This window comes from Martinezella lusitana, from assembly GCF_016901135.1.
Lineage (GTDB): Bacteria > Pseudomonadota > Alphaproteobacteria > Rhizobiales > Rhizobiaceae > Rhizobium > Rhizobium lusitanum_D.
On sequence record NZ_JAFEVL010000003.1, the window covers coordinates 145,657 to 162,727 of the forward strand.

General features: G+C 61.0%; 14 protein-coding genes. 7 read left to right on the forward strand and 7 right to left on the reverse strand.

Features of this window, described 5'->3' with window-relative positions; translation table 11 throughout:
• Nucleotides 1-3 precede the first annotated feature (3 nt).
• Nucleotides 4-1,461 (reverse strand): allantoinase PuuE, encoded by a 1,458-nt coding sequence (gene puuE, locus JTP94_RS01460; protein ID WP_204848783.1) that lies wholly within the window; start codon nt 1,459-1,461, stop codon nt 4-6.
• 159 nt (nt 1,462-1,620) lie between these two features.
• Between puuE and uraH the strand changes: the two genes are divergently transcribed.
• From uraH to xdhC, 4 genes are read left to right on the forward strand one after another with little or no spacing between them, the layout of a single operon-like run.
• Nucleotides 1,621-1,986 carry a hydroxyisourate hydrolase gene (gene uraH, locus JTP94_RS01465; protein WP_204848784.1) on the forward strand — a complete coding sequence of 122 codons (366 nt, stop codon included), beginning with the start codon at nt 1,621-1,623 and terminating at the stop codon, nt 1,984-1,986.
• Between the two features lie 3 nt (nt 1,987-1,989).
• Nucleotides 1,990-3,474 (forward strand): xanthine dehydrogenase small subunit, encoded by a 1,485-nt coding sequence (gene xdhA, locus JTP94_RS01470; protein WP_204848785.1) that lies wholly within the window; start codon nt 1,990-1,992, stop codon nt 3,472-3,474.
• Nucleotides 3,475-3,477: 3 nt separating this feature from the next.
• Entirely contained in the window at nt 3,478-5,832 is a 2,355-nt protein-coding gene (gene xdhB, locus JTP94_RS01475; protein WP_204848786.1) for a xanthine dehydrogenase molybdopterin binding subunit, read from the forward strand.
• Between the two features lie 4 nt (nt 5,833-5,836).
• Nucleotides 5,837-6,736, forward strand: a complete 900-nt coding sequence (gene xdhC, locus JTP94_RS01480) for a xanthine dehydrogenase accessory protein XdhC (RefSeq protein WP_246754608.1) — start codon at nt 5,837-5,839, stop codon at nt 6,734-6,736.
• Here the strand turns inward: xdhC and JTP94_RS01485 are convergent.
• Nucleotides 6,676-7,620 (reverse strand): LysR family transcriptional regulator, encoded by a 945-nt coding sequence (locus tag JTP94_RS01485; protein WP_204848787.1) that lies wholly within the window; start codon nt 7,618-7,620, stop codon nt 6,676-6,678. The genes xdhC and JTP94_RS01485 overlap by 61 nt on opposite strands.
• Nucleotides 7,621-7,760: 140 nt before the next feature.
• On the opposite strand from JTP94_RS01485, the gene JTP94_RS01490 reads away from it, so the two are divergent.
• On the forward strand, nt 7,761-9,002 hold the full coding sequence (locus JTP94_RS01490; RefSeq protein WP_204848788.1) for a urate hydroxylase PuuD: 1,242 nt from the start codon (nt 7,761-7,763) through the stop codon (nt 9,000-9,002).
• Nucleotides 8,999-10,342: a guanine deaminase gene (gene guaD / locus JTP94_RS01495; protein WP_204848789.1), complete on the forward strand. Its 1,344-nt coding sequence runs from the start codon at nt 8,999-9,001 to the stop codon at nt 10,340-10,342. The genes JTP94_RS01490 and guaD overlap by 4 nt, the downstream gene beginning before the upstream one ends.
• A gap of 118 nt (nt 10,343-10,460) precedes the next feature.
• On the opposite strand, the gene JTP94_RS01500 is transcribed toward guaD, so the two are convergent.
• The 5 genes from JTP94_RS01500 to bhcA all read right to left on the reverse strand — a co-directional run bounded on the left by JTP94_RS01500 (nt 10,461) and on the right by bhcA (nt 15,928).
• On the reverse strand, nt 10,461-11,444 hold the full coding sequence (locus JTP94_RS01500; protein WP_246754609.1) for a type I glyceraldehyde-3-phosphate dehydrogenase: 984 nt from the start codon (nt 11,442-11,444) through the stop codon (nt 10,461-10,463).
• 142 nt (nt 11,445-11,586) lie between these two features.
• Nucleotides 11,587-12,552 carry an iminosuccinate reductase BhcD gene (gene bhcD, locus JTP94_RS01505; RefSeq protein WP_204848791.1) on the reverse strand — a complete coding sequence of 322 codons (966 nt, stop codon included), beginning with the start codon at nt 12,550-12,552 and terminating at the stop codon, nt 11,587-11,589.
• 47 nt (nt 12,553-12,599) lie between these two features.
• Complete coding sequence (gene bhcC / locus JTP94_RS01510) at nt 12,600-13,763, reverse strand: 3-hydroxy-D-aspartate aldolase BhcC (RefSeq protein WP_204848792.1); 1,164 nt, start codon at nt 13,761-13,763, stop codon at nt 12,600-12,602.
• Nucleotides 13,764-13,775: 12 nt separating this feature from the next.
• Nucleotides 13,776-14,723: a beta-hydroxyaspartate dehydratase BhcB gene (gene bhcB / locus JTP94_RS01515; RefSeq protein ID WP_204848793.1), complete on the reverse strand. Its 948-nt coding sequence runs from the start codon at nt 14,721-14,723 to the stop codon at nt 13,776-13,778.
• A gap of 14 nt (nt 14,724-14,737) precedes the next feature.
• Nucleotides 14,738-15,928 (reverse strand): L-aspartate--glyoxylate aminotransferase BhcA, encoded by a 1,191-nt coding sequence (bhcA, locus tag JTP94_RS01520; protein ID WP_204848794.1) that lies wholly within the window; start codon nt 15,926-15,928, stop codon nt 14,738-14,740.
• A gap of 196 nt (nt 15,929-16,124) precedes the next feature.
• On the opposite strand from bhcA, the gene bhcR reads away from it, so the two are divergent.
• Nucleotides 16,125-16,934, forward strand: a complete 810-nt coding sequence (gene bhcR / locus JTP94_RS01525; RefSeq protein WP_204848795.1) for an HTH-type transcriptional regulator BhcR — start codon at nt 16,125-16,127, stop codon at nt 16,932-16,934.
• The last annotated feature ends 137 nt before the right edge of the window (nt 16,935-17,071 follow it).

Sequence of the window (17,071 nt, forward strand, 5' to 3'; positions counted from 1 at the left end):
GCTTCACGCGGCAGTCCGCTGGCCGAGCGGGTGCAACGCCTGTCCGTCCTCGAACAAGGCGGTGAGCCGCAGAAGCGCGATCCGCTCCACTTGACGGCAGGCGGTGGCGAATTCGGCGGCGCGGTCGTTCTCGATCCGGGTCTCGAACGCGGCGAAGATCCCGGATTTCGTGTGGTCGCGCACGGCGATGATGAACGGGAAACCGAATTTCGCGACGTAGCGGCTGTTGAGGTCGGTGAGGCGCACGCGTTCATCGTCCGTCAGCGCATCGAGGCCGGCAGAGACCTGTTCTTCCGTCGAGCTCGCTGTCAGGCGCTTGGCCTGCGCCAGCTTGCCGGCAAGATCCGGGTGGGCGACGAGCACGCTAAGCCGCTCCTCCTCGCTCGCTGCGCGGAACTGGAAGGCGAGCGCGGCATGGAGACCGATCGCAGTATCGTTCGCCGGCGAAAGTTCGCCAGCGAAGGCGCGACGTGCGATCCAGGGCGAATGTTCGAAGATGCCGCCGAAGCGCTCGACAAAATCGGCCTCGGGCATCTGCGAAGGTCGTTCCGTGGCGAGCTTCGACGGATGGGTTTTCGCCCAATGCTCAGCGATATCGACGCGGCGGGCGATCCAGACTTTCCCGTGGCTTTGAACGTAGTCGATGAAGCGGGCGAGCGCCATAACGCGGCCCGGTCGACCGATCAACCGGCAATGCAGTCCGATGCTCATCATCTTCGGGCTGTCGGCGGCGCCTTCCGCATAGAGCGCATCGAAGGAATCCTTCAGGTAGCTGAAGAACTGGTCGCCGCTGTTGAAGCCCTGCGGCGTCGCAAAGCGCATGTCGTTGGCGTCGAGCGTGTAGGGGATGATGAGCTGCTGGCGACCGCCATGCTCATACCAGTAGGGAAGATCGTCGGCATAGGTGTCGGAGATATAGTCGAAGCCGCCGAGTTCCGTCACCAGATCGACGGTGTTTATCGAACAGCGACCGGTGTACCAGCCGCGCGGCCGCTCGCCGGTGACGAGTGTGTGCAGGCGAACCGCCTCGGCGATTGCCGCGCGCTCCTCGTCCGGCTCCATGTCCTTGTGCTCGACCCATTTCAGGCCGTGCGAGGCGATTTCCCAGCCGGCCTCCAGCATGGTGGCGACCTGCTCCGGCGAGCGCTGCAGCGCGGTTGCGACGCCGTAGACGGTGACGGGCACCTGCTTTTCGGTGAAAAGCCGGTGGAGGCGCCAGAAGCCGGCGCGAGCGCCATATTCATAGATCGATTCCATATTCCAGTGGCGCTGGCCCGGCCATTGGGAGGCGCCGACGATTTCCGAAAGAAAGGCCTCGGATGCGGCATCGCCATGCAGCACGCAGTTCTCGCCGCCCTCCTCGTAGTTCAGGACGAATTGCACGGCGACGCGCGCATCGCCCGGCCACTGAGCCGCCGGCGGCGTCTGACCATAACCGTGCATGTCACGGCAATATCGCATGGAACACTCCTCCAAATGTTGTCGATGGCAAATCTCTAACCGCAAATCGCGCGCGCTATTCCCCTTGGAAATTTTGAAAGTCTCGAACGATCTCGCCGCTTTTCAGGGGAATAAGCCTGGCGGATAGTGGAGACAGGAGCGCTACGTTCGGGAGAAAACATGCAGTCTCATTCGCAAGGAGCCGGCCGGCTCACGACCCACGTGCTGGATACGGCGCTCGGCAAGCCAGCCCAGGGCCTGCGCATCGATCTCTATCGGATCGAGGGCGATGCGCATCACCACGTCAAATCAACAGAGACCAACGGCGACGGCCGCTGTGATGCACCGCTGCTATCGGGCGAAACCATGAAGGCCGGCACTTACGAACTGCGCTTCCATGCCGGTGATTATATCGGCCGCACATCGCAAAGCCCGATGTTCCTCGATATCATCCCGATAAGGTTCGGCCTTTCGGATGAAGGCGCGCACTATCACGTGCCGCTGCTCCTCTCGCCCTACAGCTATTCCACCTACCGTGGGAGTTAAATGATGGCGCCCGTCACGATCCGCTCCGAACTGCGTTTCATCCTCAACGGCCAGGACATTGCGCTCGGCGACGTTGCGCCGAGCCAGACGCTGCTCGACTGGTTGCGTCTTTCCCGCTCGCTCAAGGGCACCAAGGAAGGCTGTGCCGAGGGCGACTGCGGCGCCTGCACGGTATTGGTCGGCCGGGTTACTCCGGCGGGTGGCCTTGTCTATGAGGGGGTCAATGCCTGCATACGCTTCCTTGGTTCGCTGGATGGCTGCCATGTGGTGACCGTCGAGCATGTCGCGGGAAGCGATGGCCATCTGCATCCGGTGCAGCAGGCTATGATCGACTGTCATGGCTCACAATGCGGCTTCTGCACGCCGGGCTTCGTCATGTCGCTCTACGGCCTCTGGATGCAGACGCCGAACCCGACCGACCAGCAGATCGAAATCGCGCTCCAGGGCAACCTTTGTCGCTGCACAGGCTATGAGCCGATCCTGCGCGCCGCACGCGCCATCTCCAGCTATGGCGGGACGACCAAGGACCCTCTGCTCGTCGAACGCGAAGCGATGATCGCCCGCCTGCGGGCCTTGCACGACGGCGCCCGCGTCGAGATCGGCGAAGGCAGCAACCGCCTGGTCGTGCCGGCGAACCTTGATGATTTTGCCGCTGTTCTCGAGGTGTCGCCGACCGCCACCGTGGTCGCGGGCTCCACCGATGTCGGCCTCTGGGTCACCAAGCACATGCGCGACATCTCACCAGCGGTCTTCATTGCCGGGCTCGACGAGTTGAAGTCGATCGCCGTGAAAGACGGCATCGTCTCCATCGGCGCCGGCGTTACCTACTCGGAGGCGATCGTGACGCTTTCGCGGCACATTCCGGCACTCGGTTCGCTGATCACCCGTATTGGTGGCCAGCAGGTGCGCAACATGGGAACGATCGGCGGCAATATCGCCAATGGCTCGCCGATCGGCGACACACCGCCTCCCCTGATCGCGCTCGGTGGATCCCTCACCTTGCGCAAGGGTGCTATCAGGCGCACCGTATCACTCGAAGACTTCTTCATCACCTATGGCAAGCAGGACCGCCAGCCTGGCGAATTCGTGGAAGCCGTGCATGTGCCGGTTCCCACCGCTGAGGAAAAATTTGCCATTTACAAAGTGACCAAGCGCCGGGACGAGGACATCACGGCAACGCTCGGTGCCTTCCGCCTGACACTTGCCGCGGACGGTACAGTCACGGAGATCCGGATCGCCTATGGCGGCATGGCCGGAACGCCGAAACGGGCGTTTGCCGTGGAAAAGGCGCTGCTTGGCCAGCCCTGGAACGAGGCCACGGTGGAACGAGCGATGGAAAGATACGCCGAGGACTACACGCCGCTCAGCGATATGCGGGCCACCGCCGAATACCGGGCGCTCGCGGCAAGGAACCTTCTTCTCCGCTTCTACTTGGAAACGACATCAGGCGCTGCGCCGGCTCAGGTGTCCAGATACGAGGCTGCGTAAGCCATGAACAAGCACACTTCAGACCTCAAGGCCGAAACCATCGTTGGTGGCGTCCATTCCAGCCCGCGTCATGACTCCGCTCACAAGCACGTCGCCGGCACGGCCGTCTATATCGACGATATCCCGGAGCCTGCCGGTACCCTGCATGCAGGGATTGGCCTATCGACCGTCGCGCACGGCCTCTTGAAATCGGTCGATCTCACCGCCGTGCGCGCCGCGCCCGGCGTTATCACCGTCCTGACCCATGAGGACGTGCCCGGCGTCAACGATATCTCGCCCTCCTGTATGAACGACGACCCTGTGCTCGCCGCCGGCAAGGTCGAGTTTCATGGCCAGCCGATCTTCTGCGTGATCGCCGAAACGCGCGAGCAGGCGCGTCGGGCGGCGCGGTTGGCAAAGATCGAGTATGAAGTCTTGCCTGCCGATATCGACATCTGGGACCTCGACGTTTCAACCCATCGGCAGGTCGTCACGCCGCTGACGCTGAAGCGCGGCGATGCGGCGGCCGGGCTTGAAAGTGCGCCGCGCCGCGTGAAGGGCCGCATGCGGCTCGGCGGCCAGGATCATTTCTATCTAGAAGGTCAAGTCTCACTCGCCATGCCCGGCGAGGACGACGAGATTATCGTCTATTGCTCGACCCAGGGTCCGAGCGAGACGCAGCACATGGTCGCCCATGCGCTCGGCGTGCCGAGCAATGCCGTGACGATCGAGGTCCGCCGCATGGGCGGCGGCTTCGGCGGCAAGGAAACACAGGCGAATCAATGCGCGGCGATCGCTGCCATCGCCGCCAAGAAGCTGAGCCGCGCCGTTAAAGTCCGGCTCGACCGCGATGAGGACATGACCGCCACCGGCAAGCGGCACGACTTCGCCATCGACTACGATGTCGGCTTCGACGACGAGGGCCGCATCCTCGCCATCGACTATATCTTCGCACTTCGCGCCGGCTTTTCCGCCGACCTCTCCGGCCCGGTTGGCGACCGCGCACTGTTCCACTGCGACAACGCCTATTTCTTCCCTCACGTTCACGCGAAATCAGCGCCGCTCTACACCAACACCGTCTCCAATACGGCCTTCCGCGGTTTCGGTGGCCCGCAGGGCATGGTGGGTGCCGAGCGCGTCATCGACGAGGTAGCCTTTGCCGTCGGCAAGGATCCGCTCGAAATCCGCAAGCTGAACTTTTACGACGCCATGGGTGTTGACGGCGAGCGCAACCTCACTCCCTATCACCAGAAGGTCGAGGACTGCATCATCCAGCGCATCGTCGCGGAGCTTGAGGAAAGCGCCGATTATGCCGGCCGCCGAAAGGCTATCGCCGCGTTCAATGCGAAGAGCCGCATCGTCAAGCGCGGTCTCGCACTGACTCCGGTGAAATTTGGCATCTCCTTCACCAAGACCGAGTCGAACCAGGCCGGCGCTCTGGTGCATGTCTACAGCGACGGTTCCGTGCACATGAACCATGGTGGTACCGAGATGGGGCAAGGTCTGCACCTGAAGGTGGCCCAGGTGGTGGCGGAAGAATTCCAGATCGATCTCGACCGGGTGAAGATCACCGCCACCACGACAGGCAAGGTGCCCAATACCTCGCCGACGGCCGCCTCTTCCGGCGCGGACCTCAATGGCATGGCGGCGCAGAACGCCGCGCGCCAGATCAAGGACCGGCTGATCGCCTTCGCGGCAGAAAGCCACCAGGTACCCCGCGAGCAAGTCATCTTCCTGCCCAACCGGGTGCGCATCGGCGATATCGAGATCCCCTTCAACGATCTCGTCAAGAAGGCCTATATGGCGCGCGTCCAGCTCTCGGCGGCCGGCTTCTACAAGACGCCGAAGATCCATTGGGACCGCTCCAAGGGCCGCGGCCACGCCTTCTACTACTATGCCTATGGCGCCGCGTGCTCGGAGGTATCCATCGATACGCTCACTGGAGAATATGTGGTCGAGCGGACGGATATCCTGCACGATACCGGCCGTTCCTTGAACAAGGCCATCGATATCGGACAGATCGAGGGCGGCTTCATTCAGGGCATGGGCTGGCTGACGACGGAGGAATTGTGGTGGGACGACAAGGGGCGGCTGCGCACCCACGCGCCCTCCACGTACAAGATCCCGCTTGCCTCCGACCGGCCGAAGATTTTCAATGTGGCGCTCACCGACTGGTCGGAGGCTTATGAGCCGACGATCCACCGTTCCAAGGCGGTCGGCGAGCCGCCCTTGCCGCTCGGTCTTGCCGTTTTACATGCCCTTTCGGATGCGGTGGCGAGTGTCGCCGACCACAAGATCTGCCCGCGCCTCGATGCGCCGGCAACGCCCGAGCGGGTGCTGATGGCAATCGAACGTCTCAAGGCAGCAAAAAAGGGGTGATATCATGTCTGCCGCACGCGAAGACATCAGGGATTTCCTGCGGCGGGAGCCGGTGTCGGTCCTGGTCGAGGTAACGGGTGCGGCGGGCTCTACGCCGCGCGATACCGATGCCTGGATGCTGGTATCGGAAGAGACAATCTTCGCGACGATCGGCGGCGGACAGCTCGAATATATGGCGATCGACCAGGCGCGGCGGGCCTTGCGTTCCGGCCTTGCGGCGGAGCCGATGAACGTGCCGCTCGGTCCGGAAATCGGACAATGCTGCGGCGGCCGCGTGGGCCTGGCCTTCACGGTGCTCAACCCGGCGCTTGCGAGTGAGCTCATCGCCCGCAGCGACCGGGAAATGGCGGCGCGGCCGCATGTCTATGTTTTCGGGGCGGGCCATGTCGGCGATGCGCTCGCCATGGCGCTTTCGCTGGCGCCGCTACGCGTCGTGCTGGTGGATACCCGTGAGGACGAACTCACCGCCTGTACCGTGCCACGCATCGAGACTTGCCTGACGGCCATGCCCGAGGCCGTAGTGCGCGACGCTCCGGCCGGCAGCAGCTTCGTCATCCTCACCCATGATCATGCGCTCGACTTCCTTATTACCGCGGAAGCGCTGAGACACAGGGATGCTGCCTATGTCGGCATGATCGGCTCCAAGACGAAACGCGCCACATTCCGTAACTGGCTGTCGCGAGAAGTCGGCCAGCCCGACCTTTTCGATCATCTGGTCTGCCCGATCGGCGGAACTGCGTTGAAGGACAAGCGTCCTGCCGTCATCGCCACGCTCGCCGCTGCCGAAATCTTGACGGCGGCGCTGACTTGGGCACCAAAACCGGGCAAAATCCGTGCAGACTGTCAGCCGGTAGAGACCACGGCCGCAGGCTCGTCTTGGAGCAGCTTGCCGATCAGCCGCTGACAGCGTTCCGCCATGAAATCGATCATCAGGCGGACCTTCGGATCCTGAAAACGCTTGTGCGGATAGATCGCAGCAAGCTGCACAGGGGCTGGCGGGCTGTCCTTCAAGATCTCCATCAGCCGGCCTTCCCTAAGATAGGCCTTCACCTCGAAGAGCGGCTTGTTGATGATGCCGCGGCCTTCCAGCGCCCATTGGGTCAGCACGTCGCCGTCGTCGCTGTCATAAGGGCCGGCGACCTCGAATTTGCGTGGGCCATCCGCCGTTACCAGCGTCCAGAAATACTCCTTCGATCCAGGATAGCGCAGCAGCAGACAGTCATGCTTCTCGGCAATCAGCGCATCCGCGTTAACAGGCACGCCGCGGTGCGTGAAATAGGCCGGCGAGGCGCAGAGCACGCGTTCGCAATTGAGGATGCCGCGCATGCGCAGGTTCGAGTCCTCCAGCACACCGAGCTTGAAGGCCACGTCGACACCTTCGGCGAGGATGTCGACATTGTGGTCCGACAAGCGGACGCGCACTTCGATATCCGGATACTTGTCGTGGAACTCCGGAATGCCGGACGCGATCAGCCGGCGGCCGATGCCGAGCGGCGCGGTAATCCTAAGCGAACCTTTCGGGTTGCGCGAGAGGTCGGCGATCGCCCCCTCAGCCTCGTTCACCGCCTCGATAATCTTCACAGCCCCGTCGTAAAAGACGCGGCCATGTTCGGTCGGCGAGAGTTTCCTGGTCGTGCGGTTGAAGAGCCGTACGCCGAGATGGCGCTCGAGTTCCTTGATGCGATTGCTCGCCACCGCGGGTGTGACGCGTTGATCGCGCCCCGCTGCCGAAAGGGTTCCGAGTTCGACCACACGAACGAAGACACGCACATTATCGAGATAGGACATGGTTCCTTTTACCACATTGGCGTGCGGATCAAAGCAGGGGTCATCTTATAGATTTTTTTGAAAGTGTTGCGGATTCACCGGGATTTCCTAGAAAATCATGGGATGGCAAACAGTCCCCTGAAGATCGGGAGGACTTTCCCTTGTACGAATACGCTATCGCCTGGGACTGGGTAACATTTGCCGTCCGCTGGCTGCACGTGATCACGGCTATCGCCTGGATCGGCTCGTCATTCTATTTCGTCGCGCTGGACTTGGGCTTGAAGAAACATGCCGCATTGCCTCCGGGGGCGTACGGCGAAGAGTGGCAGGTTCATGGCGGGGGCTTCTACCATATCCAGAAGTACCTGGTAGCACCGGCCAATATGCCGGACCATCTCGTCTGGTTCAAATGGGAAAGCTACGTCACCTGGCTCTCCGGCTTCGGCATGCTCTGTCTCGTCTACTACGCCGGCGCAGACCTCTACATGATCGATCCGGCGGTACTCGACGTATCGAAGCCCGTGGCGATCGCCATTTCGCTAGGTACGATCGCGGGTGGCTGGATCATGTACGATCTCATCTGCAAGTCGCCCTTCGGGAATGACAATACGCGGCTGATGGTGGCGCTGTATTTCATTCTGGTCGGGGTAGCGTGGGGATATACGCATCTGTTCACGGGCCGGGCCGCCTTCCTGCATCTCGGCGCCTTCACGGCGACGATCATGTCGGCCAACGTGTTCTTCATCATCATCCCGAACCAGAAGATCGTCGTCGCCGACCTCCTTGCCGGCCGCACGCCCGTTGCGAAATACGGCAGGATCGCAAAGCAGCGCTCGACGCACAACAACTACCTGACGCTGCCAGTGCTGTTCCTGATGCTGTCGAACCACTATCCACTGGCGTTCGGTACCCAGTTCAACTGGATCATTGCCTCGCTGGTCTTCCTGATGGGCGTCACGATCCGCCATTATTTCAACACCCGCCACGCCAATGCCGGCAACCCGACCTGGACCTGGCTCGTCACCGTCGTTCTCTTCATCGTCATCATGTGGCTTTCGACGGTGCCGAAGCTGCTGACCGGTGAAGCAGCCGACGCCAAGATCTCGGCTATCCAGCAGCCCTTCGTCACGGCGCAAGCCTTCCCGAAGGTGCGCGATACGGTGATGGGACGATGCTCCATGTGCCATGCCAAGGAACCCAGCTGGGAGGGCATCGTCGCCCCTCCCAAGGGCGTGGTGTTCGAGACGGATCGCGACATCGCCGCCCATGCCCGCGAGATCTATCTGCAGGCCGGCCGCTCGCACGCCATGCCGCCAGCCAATGCCTCACATATTACTGACGAGGAGCGCCGCCTGCTCGTCTCCTGGTACGAAAGCGCCATTAGTGGAGAGAAAGCCCAATGAACGAATTCCTGATCCGCGGCCGTGTGCTGACATTTGTCGCCGAGCCGCAAGGCATCGATGACGCCGCCGCCTATCATTACTTCGACGACGGCGCAGTTTTCGTGCGTAACGGCAAGATCGTCGAGACCGGGAGCTATGGCGATATCCGCAAGCTGGCGGGTGCCAATGTTGAGGTTGCCGACCACCGGCCGAACCTCATCCTGCCCGGCTTTATCGATACGCACCTGCATTTCCCGCAGACGCAGGCGATTGCCTCCTACGGCGCGCAGCTGCTCGAATGGCTGAACACCTATATCTTCGTCGAGGAACAGAAGTTCGCACGCGCCACTCATGCGGCTGAAGTGGCCGACCGCTTCATGGACGAGCTGTTGTCGAACGGTACGACGACGGCGGTTGTTTATTGCTCGGTACATCCTGAAAGCGTCGACGCCTATTTCGCCGCGGCCGAGGCGCGCGGCATGCGCATGATCGGCGGCAAGGTCATGATGGATCGCAATGCTCCGGAAGCATTACGCGACACGCCGCAGCAGGGCTATGACGAGACGAAACGGCTTATTGAGAAATGGCATGGCCGCGGTCGCGCGCATTATGCGATCAGCCCGCGCTTTGCCATCACCTCCACGCCCGAGCAGATGGAAATGAGCCAGGCCCTCGTCGCCGAACACCCCACCTGCTACGTCCAGACGCACCTCTCCGAAAATCGCGACGAGGTTGCCTTTGCCACCTCCCTTTATCCCGAGGCGAAGGATTACACGGATATCTACGCCCGCTACGACCTGCTCAATGAGCGTATGCTGCTCGGTCATTCCATTCATCTGAGCGATCGCGAGGTCTCCGTATTTGCCGAAACCGGCGCGGTCGGCGTCTTCTGCCCGACGTCGAACCTCTTCCTGGGTTCGGGTTTGTTCGACGCTGCCCGGTTCGACAGGCTTGGCGCGCGCTGGTCGGTCGCAACCGACGTCGGCGGCGGCACCAGCTTCTCCATGCTGGAAACCATGGACGAGGCCTACAAGGTGCTGCACCTGCAGGGTCAGCGGCTGACGCCGTTCAATTCCTTCTATCGCATGACGCGCGGCAATGCCCTGGCACTTGGATTGGAACGGCATATCGGTTCGCTCCAGGCAGGCGCGGATGCCGACATCGTCGTGCTCGATTCCCGCGCGAAGTCGGCGATGGAGTTCCGCATGCGCACGGCGACGTCGCTCGCCGAAGAGCTCTTTATTCTCCAGACCATGGGCGACGACCGTTGCATCGCCGAAGTCTATGTTGCCGGCAAGGCGATAAAGGCGAAGGATAGAAAACGTGAGGCAGCGGCACCTCAGCCACTGCAAATTGCCTGATCAACCGGCGGGACGCGCCGCGCCGCGCCGCCATCTCCGGCATAGGGGACGGCGGCGAAACGGGAAAGTCCAGCGAGAATGACAAACTCGTCGTCTTCAGACGACAAATTCACCACTCCTAGTTCGTGCGCCCGATGTATTGCGCCATGTCAAGCATCCGGTTCGAGAAGCCCCATTCGTTGTCGTACCAGCCGAACACCCTGAGAAGGCCGCCGGCGCCAAGCGAGATCTCCGGTCCACTCAAAACAAGAGATTCAGGTCGACCGCGCAGATCCACCGAAACCAGTGGCTTCTCGATCCAACCCAACACCGGCGACCCATCGGCTGCTTGTTTCAGTTTCGCACGCATGGTGTTGAGGTCCGAAACATGCCGAACCGCGACGGTGAGATCGATCGCCGAAACGCTGGCGGTCGGCACCCGAAGCGCGCGCGCCTCGATCAAGCCGGCAAGATGTGGAAGAACTTCACCGACGATCGCATGGGCGCTCGTGGTCGTCGGCACCATCGAAAGCGCGGCGGCACGGCTTCGGGACAGGTCGGAGCGCGGTTGATCTGTGGTCGGCTGGCTCGCAGTGTAGCAATGAATGGTGGTCATCTGACCACCGACGATGCCAAATTCCTCGTCAACGATACGCAAAAGCGGCGCAAGCGCATTTGTGGTGCATGAGGCGTTCGAAATCACGGTCTCGCCGCGGAAGGCTTCCTCATTGGCACCCAGCACCAATGTTACATCGGCAGCGGCAGAGGGCCCGGAAATCAGCACCTTCTTTGCGCCGGCATCTATGCCTCGTTGAGCCACCGCTCGGGAATTGGCATGGCCGGTGCATTCCAGAAGAACGTCGACGCCGTGAAGGTCGAGCTTGCTGATATCAGGAACATTGTGAAACGGGATCGACACCTTGCCGACGACGAGCGTCCGCTCGCCAGTGGAGACGGCCTCCGGCCAGGGACCATAAATACTGTCATATTCGAAGAGGTAGGCGCATGTCTCCAAAGCGGCGATGTCGTTGATCAGCACGACTTCCATATCAGGACGATCGCGCAGGAGGAGACGCAGGACCGAACGCCCGATCCTGCCAAACCCGTTAATTGCAATCCTCAACGGCCGGTTCGACATACGACTTACACCCTTGCTCGACAATGCCGGAGGCCTGCAATGTCGCGGTTGAATTGGCTATCGCCGTGGCGTCGCGGATGTCGATGCCACTGTCCTCCCTATCCTCCTCCCTTTAGATGCGCCGGCCCTAGAAGTCGACCTCAATTGCCACGCCTTTCGCCAGAGCGAGCTCGACGGCAGCCGAGGCGACGGCAAGATCCTGAAGGCCAACCCCCGTACCGTCGAAGAGGGTGATCTGGTCTGCGGAGGTGCGTCCGGGATGAGTGCCGTTGATGACGGCGCCAATCTCGACGATGGCCTCTTCGCGGATCAGCCCCCTTTCGATGGCATGCTGGGATTCGCCGATGGTTATGGCCTGTGCGACTTCATCGGTGAAGACGGTTGCCGCAGCGAGGATTTCGGCTTCGATCTCCTGCTTACCCTTCGTGTCGGTCCCCATGCAGGCGAGATGCGTGCCCGGTCGAACTTGCGACGCCTTGAGCATCGGAGCGAAAGACGAGGTGATCGAAATAATGACATCCGCTTCAGCCCCCAGGCGATCAAGATCGACTGCCTCGAAGGGAAGGCCCTCCTCCTTGGCAACCTCCTCCAGACGGCTCAGCATATCCGGATGCAGATTCCAGCCGACAATCTTTTCGAATTGGCGCTGCTCAAGGGCTGCGCGCAATTGAAACGTCGCCTGATGACCAGCACCGATCATGCCGAGGACCTTCGCGTCTTTACGGGCAAGATATTTTATCGAGATGGCAGAGGCCGCCGCCGTCCGCAGCGCAGTCAACAGATTGCCGCCGACGACGGCGCGGCATTTGCCGGTATCGGCATCGAACAGGAACACGGTGGACTGATGATTGGTGAGGCCTTTGTGGACGTTGTTCGGCCAGAAACCACCGGCCTTGAGACCGAGCGCCAGGCCTTTGCGATCGAACCCCGACTTGAAGCCGTAGAGGGCATCGGCATGCCCGATCGCCTCGCGGACGACGGGGAAGTTATAGGCCGATCTGCTCGCCATCGAAGCAAAGACGCCCTCGACTGCCTTGAGGCAATCGGCAGGCGTGACCAATCCAGCAATTTCAGTCTCAGGAACGATAATCATTGTGGCTTCCGCCTGCTTTTCAATGGGGGCCGGAGCCCCCTGTTTCGTCAATAGGCCTTGCCGCGGGCGGACACCGGCCAGAGCGTTTCAACCACGCCGTTGCGCACGCCGACATACCAATCATGGACATTGCAGGTCGGATCGCAATGACCGGGGACCAGACGCAGCTTTTCGTTGATCTTGAGGACGCCGTTCGGGTCTTCGATAACGCCGTGCTCGTCCGAGCATTTGATATATTTCACGTCATCGCGACCGTAGATAAACGGCAATCCGGAGTCGACCGATTGCGCCTTGAGACCGGCATCGCAGATTGCCTTATCCGCCTTTGCGTGGCTCATGATGCTGGTCAGGATGAACAGTGCATTTTCCCATTCCCCCTGATCGATCCGCTTGCCGTCCTTGTCGTGGATGCGACCATAATCCGCGTCCATGAACGCGTAGCTGCCGCACTGCAGCTCATTGTAGACACCCGAATTGCTCTCGAAATAGTAGCTGCCTGTGCCGCCGCCGCTGACCAGCTCGGGGTCGAGACCTTCGGCCTTGAGCGCTTCGACGGCATCCTTGACCTGGGCTATCGCCACATCAAGCTTCGCCTTGCGGTCTTCATACTTGTCGATGTGCTGCATGGCACCCTGATAGGCCTGGATGCCGGTGAACTTGAGGCCGGGGGCCGCATGGATAGCGTTGGCAAGCTCGACGACGGCCGCAGTCGTCGTGACGCCGCACCGTCCGGCGCCGCAATCGATCTCGATGAAGCATTCCAAGGTCGTGCCGTATTTCTGCGCTGCCCGGGAGAGCTCATCGACATTGGCCAGATCGTCGACGCAGACGATGATCCGCGCGCCGTGCTGCGGCAGAAGCGCCAGTCGATCGATCTTTGCCGGATCGCGAACCTGGTTCGAGACCAGCACATCCTTGATACCGCCGCGAACGAAGACTTCCGCTTCGGAAACCTTCTGGCAGCAGACGCCGATCGCGCCGCCCAATTCCTGCTGAAGCCTCAGAACATCGACTGACTTGTGCATCTTGCCATGCGCCCGGTGGCGCATGTTGTGAGCCTTTGCATAATCGCCCATCTTGCGGATGTTGCGCTCGAGCGCGTCGAGATCCAGGATCAGGCACGGCGTCTGGATATCATCGACGCTCATTCCGGGAAGAGCCGGTACGTCGTAGCCGACTTCCATGCCGGCGAATTTCGTTTCCATGTTCATAGCGTTTGCTCCCTATTGCCAAGGCAATTTATCGAGGTCGACGTTGCCGCCGGTGATGATGATGCCGACACGTTTTCCGGCAAAGACGTGCTTGTTCTTCAGGATGGTCGCCAGAGGCACGGCACTGGAAGGCTCCATGACGATCTTCATCCGCTTCCAGATGAGCTTCATCGCATCGACGATGTCTTCCTCGGAAGCCGTCAGGATATCAGTGACGTGGTTCTTGACGAAATGCCACGTGAGGTCCTTGAGCGGCACCTTGAGGCCATCGGCCACGGTGTTCGGCGCATCGTCAGCTATGATGTGGCCGGCTTTGAAACTGCGGTAAGCATCATCAGCCTGTTCCGGTTCGGCCGCATAGATCCTAATGCGGGGCGCGAGGTTGGACAGGGTGAGGCAGGTTCCCGAGACCATTCCGCCGCCACCGATCGGTGCGATCACGGCATCAAGCCCGTCAACCTGTTCGATCAGCTCTTTCGAGCAGGTCGCCTGGCCCGCAATGACCCGTGGATCGTTATAGGGATGCACGAACTCCGCACCCGTTTCGGCGACGACTTCAGCAAAAACGGCTTCGCGCGATGAGGTCGAGGGTTCGCACTCGACGACCTTGCCGCCATATCCTCGGACGGCATCCTTCTTTGCCTGCGGTGCAGTGCGCGGCATGACGACCGTGCAGGGAATTCCGCGACGGCCGGCCGCATAGGAAAGACATGTGCCATGGTTGCCGGACGAATGGGTGGCGACACCCCTGGCGGCCTGTTCGTCGCTGAGGCCAAAGACGGCATTCGACGCGCCGCGTGCCTTGAAGGCCCCCGCTTTCTGGAAGTTCTCGCATTTGAAGAACAGTTCGGCTCCCGCCAGCGAATTGATAAAGCTGGAGGTCAGAACCGGGGTGCGATGAATATGGCGCCTGATCCGCTCTTCTGCGGCGGTCATGTCGGCAAGTGTTGGAATATACATGGGTCTGGCTCTCCTCAGGCAGCAGCCTGGATTTTCGAAGCGCGGCCGTCGCGATAATAGTCCTGCGCCGCCGCGACACCCGAGCCGAGCCTGATGTTGAGGCCGAGATCGACCATGACCATCTCAGCCGTCGCAATGCCGGATAGGGCCATGACATCAGTCAGGCTGCCGAGATGCCCGATGCGGAAGACCTTGCCGGCAACCTCACCAAGACCAACCCCGAACGCGACATCATATGTCTTGGCGGCGTGGGCGACGATCGACGTCGCATCGAAACCATCAGGCGTGCGGATTGCGCTCACCGTGTCGGAGTAAAGGTCCTCACTCCTGGCGCAGAGTTCCAGCCCCCATGCCCGGACGGCCGCACGAATGCCCGAGGCAATGCGGCGATGGCGGGCGAAGACATTCTCCAGGCCTTCCGCCAGCAACAGTTCCGTTGACAGCTTGAGCCCATTAAGGAGACCGACGGCCGGCGTATAGGGATAGGCATTGTTTGCGTAGCTCCGCGCCATGTCTCGGATATCGAAAAATGTCCGCGGGAGCCTGGCCGTTTCGACCGCCGCCAGGGCCTTTGGCGAAAAGGCGGTGATTGCGAGGCCTGCAGGCAGCATGAAGCCTTTCTGCGAGCCTGTGACCGCGATGTCGACCGACCATTCGTCCATGCGGAAATCCATCGAAGCGATGGAGCTGACGCCATCCACGAACAACAAGGCGGGATGACGCGCCGCATCGATCGCTCGACGAACGGCGGCAATGTCCGATTTGACGCCGGTTGCCGTCTCGTTATGGGTGACGAGAACCGCCTTGATCTCATGGGCGGTGTCACCTGCGAGGATTTCCTCGTAACGGTCAGCGGGAGCGCCGCCGCCCCATGCCGCTTCGATGATATCGACCTTCAGCCCGTGCCGCTGGCACATATCGATCCAGCGCTGGCTGAACATGCCATAGCGGGCGGCAAGAACGCGGTCGCCGGGGCTAAGCGTATTGGTAATCGCCGTTTCCCATCCGCCGGTTCCCGTGGACGGAAATACGTAGACAGAGGCCGCTTCGGTTTTGAGGACCTTCTTCACGCCGGCAAGCGCGGGCCGCAGGATCTCTCCGAACAAGGGCGAGCGATGATCGAGCGTCGGCATGTCCGCAGCCTTGCGAAGGATCTCAGGCATGTTCGTCGGGCCCGGAATGAAGACGGGGTTTTGCATATACATTTGGGCGACCTCCTGTTGTTAGGGAATGGATAGCACGTCGAAAATCAGAGATAAATTTTTTTGAAATCATTTTTCAAAATTGTGATAAATACAATAATATCTATTATAATCAAAATCTTGATATTTTTTCATTGTACAAATGTATTTTTCAAGTCAGAATTTTTCGTCAATTGAATCCTAGTGGAGACGACGGCTGATGCCTGCTGAACCGCGCCGTAGAGGACGCCCCAAGGCCTTCAATGGCCCTCAGACACAAAACACGATCCAGGCGCTTGATCGGGCACTGGATGTCCTTGATGCTCTGGCAACCCCGGAGGGCAAGACGCTTTCCGAGCTGGCCGGCCAGCTCGGTCAGTCAGCGGCAACCATGCATCGCGTCTTGGCGACGCTGGAGCGCCGCGAGTTCGTCGAGATCAGCCCCGATCGCCAGGTCTGGCACATTGGGCCTGAGGCCTATCGGCTTGGCGCGGCTTTTCTCCGTCGCTCCAACGTCGTCGAGCGCAGCCGCCCCATCATGCGCGAGCTCATGCTCGAAACGGGGGAAACATCCAATCTGGGCATCGAGAAGGACGGGAACGTCCTGTTCATCAGCCAGGTGGAGACCCATGAGTCGATCCGTGCCTTCTTCCCGCCCGGAACGCTGTCGCCGCTGCATGCTTCCGGCATCGGCAAGGCGCTTCTCAGCACATATGACGAAGACCGGCTTTCAGCGCTCTTCAAGAAAAAAGAATTCGAGCGATTTACCGAAAACACCGTGCGTTCCTTCGAGCAACTGCGCGAGGAGCTGCAGAAGACGCGCGAGAGAGGCTATTCGTTCGACGACGAGGAGCGCACCAAGGGGATGCGATGCGTCGCGGCGCCAATCCTGAACGTGCACGGCGAGGCGGTGGCAGGCATTTCCGTTTCCGGACCAATACATCGTCTTCCGGACGCCGATATCCACCGGATCGGCGAGCGAGTGAGAAACGCGGCGAGAATGGTGTCCCGTCGCCTCGGCGCACCGTAGGATCGACGTTTAGGCCCGGCCCGTTATCCAGCCGACCTAGACCTAAGTATGATTCTGCTCAGTAGCGTCTGGCACTAGCTTCCTGCATCAGCCAGCCAAGCGCTCGGTTCGAGCCGGGCAAGATGCGAGGATTCGTC

Excerpts from the sequence above, each read along its gene's own strand:
- puuE (WP_204848783.1), bottom strand. The coding sequence starts at position 1,461 with ATGCGATATTGCCGTGACATGCACGGTTATGGTCAGACGCCGCCGGCG.
- uraH (WP_204848784.1), top strand. The coding sequence starts at position 1,621 with ATGCAGTCTCATTCGCAAGGAGCCGGCCGGCTCACGACCCACGTGCTG.
- xdhA (WP_204848785.1), top strand. The coding sequence starts at position 1,990 with ATGGCGCCCGTCACGATCCGCTCCGAACTGCGTTTCATCCTCAACGGC.
- xdhB (WP_204848786.1), top strand. The coding sequence starts at position 3,478 with ATGAACAAGCACACTTCAGACCTCAAGGCCGAAACCATCGTTGGTGGC.
- xdhC (WP_246754608.1), top strand. The coding sequence starts at position 5,837 with ATGTCTGCCGCACGCGAAGACATCAGGGATTTCCTGCGGCGGGAGCCG.
- JTP94_RS01485 (WP_204848787.1), bottom strand. The coding sequence starts at position 7,620 with ATGTCCTATCTCGATAATGTGCGTGTCTTCGTTCGTGTGGTCGAACTC.
- guaD (WP_204848789.1), top strand. The coding sequence starts at position 8,999 with ATGAACGAATTCCTGATCCGCGGCCGTGTGCTGACATTTGTCGCCGAG.
- bhcD (WP_204848791.1), bottom strand. The coding sequence starts at position 12,552 with ATGATTATCGTTCCTGAGACTGAAATTGCTGGATTGGTCACGCCTGCC.
- bhcC (WP_204848792.1), bottom strand. The coding sequence starts at position 13,763 with ATGAACATGGAAACGAAATTCGCCGGCATGGAAGTCGGCTACGACGTA.
- bhcB (WP_204848793.1), bottom strand. The coding sequence starts at position 14,723 with ATGTATATTCCAACACTTGCCGACATGACCGCCGCAGAAGAGCGGATC.
- bhcA (WP_204848794.1), bottom strand. The coding sequence starts at position 15,928 with ATGTATATGCAAAACCCCGTCTTCATTCCGGGCCCGACGAACATGCCT.
- bhcR (WP_204848795.1), top strand. The coding sequence starts at position 16,125 with ATGCCTGCTGAACCGCGCCGTAGAGGACGCCCCAAGGCCTTCAATGGC.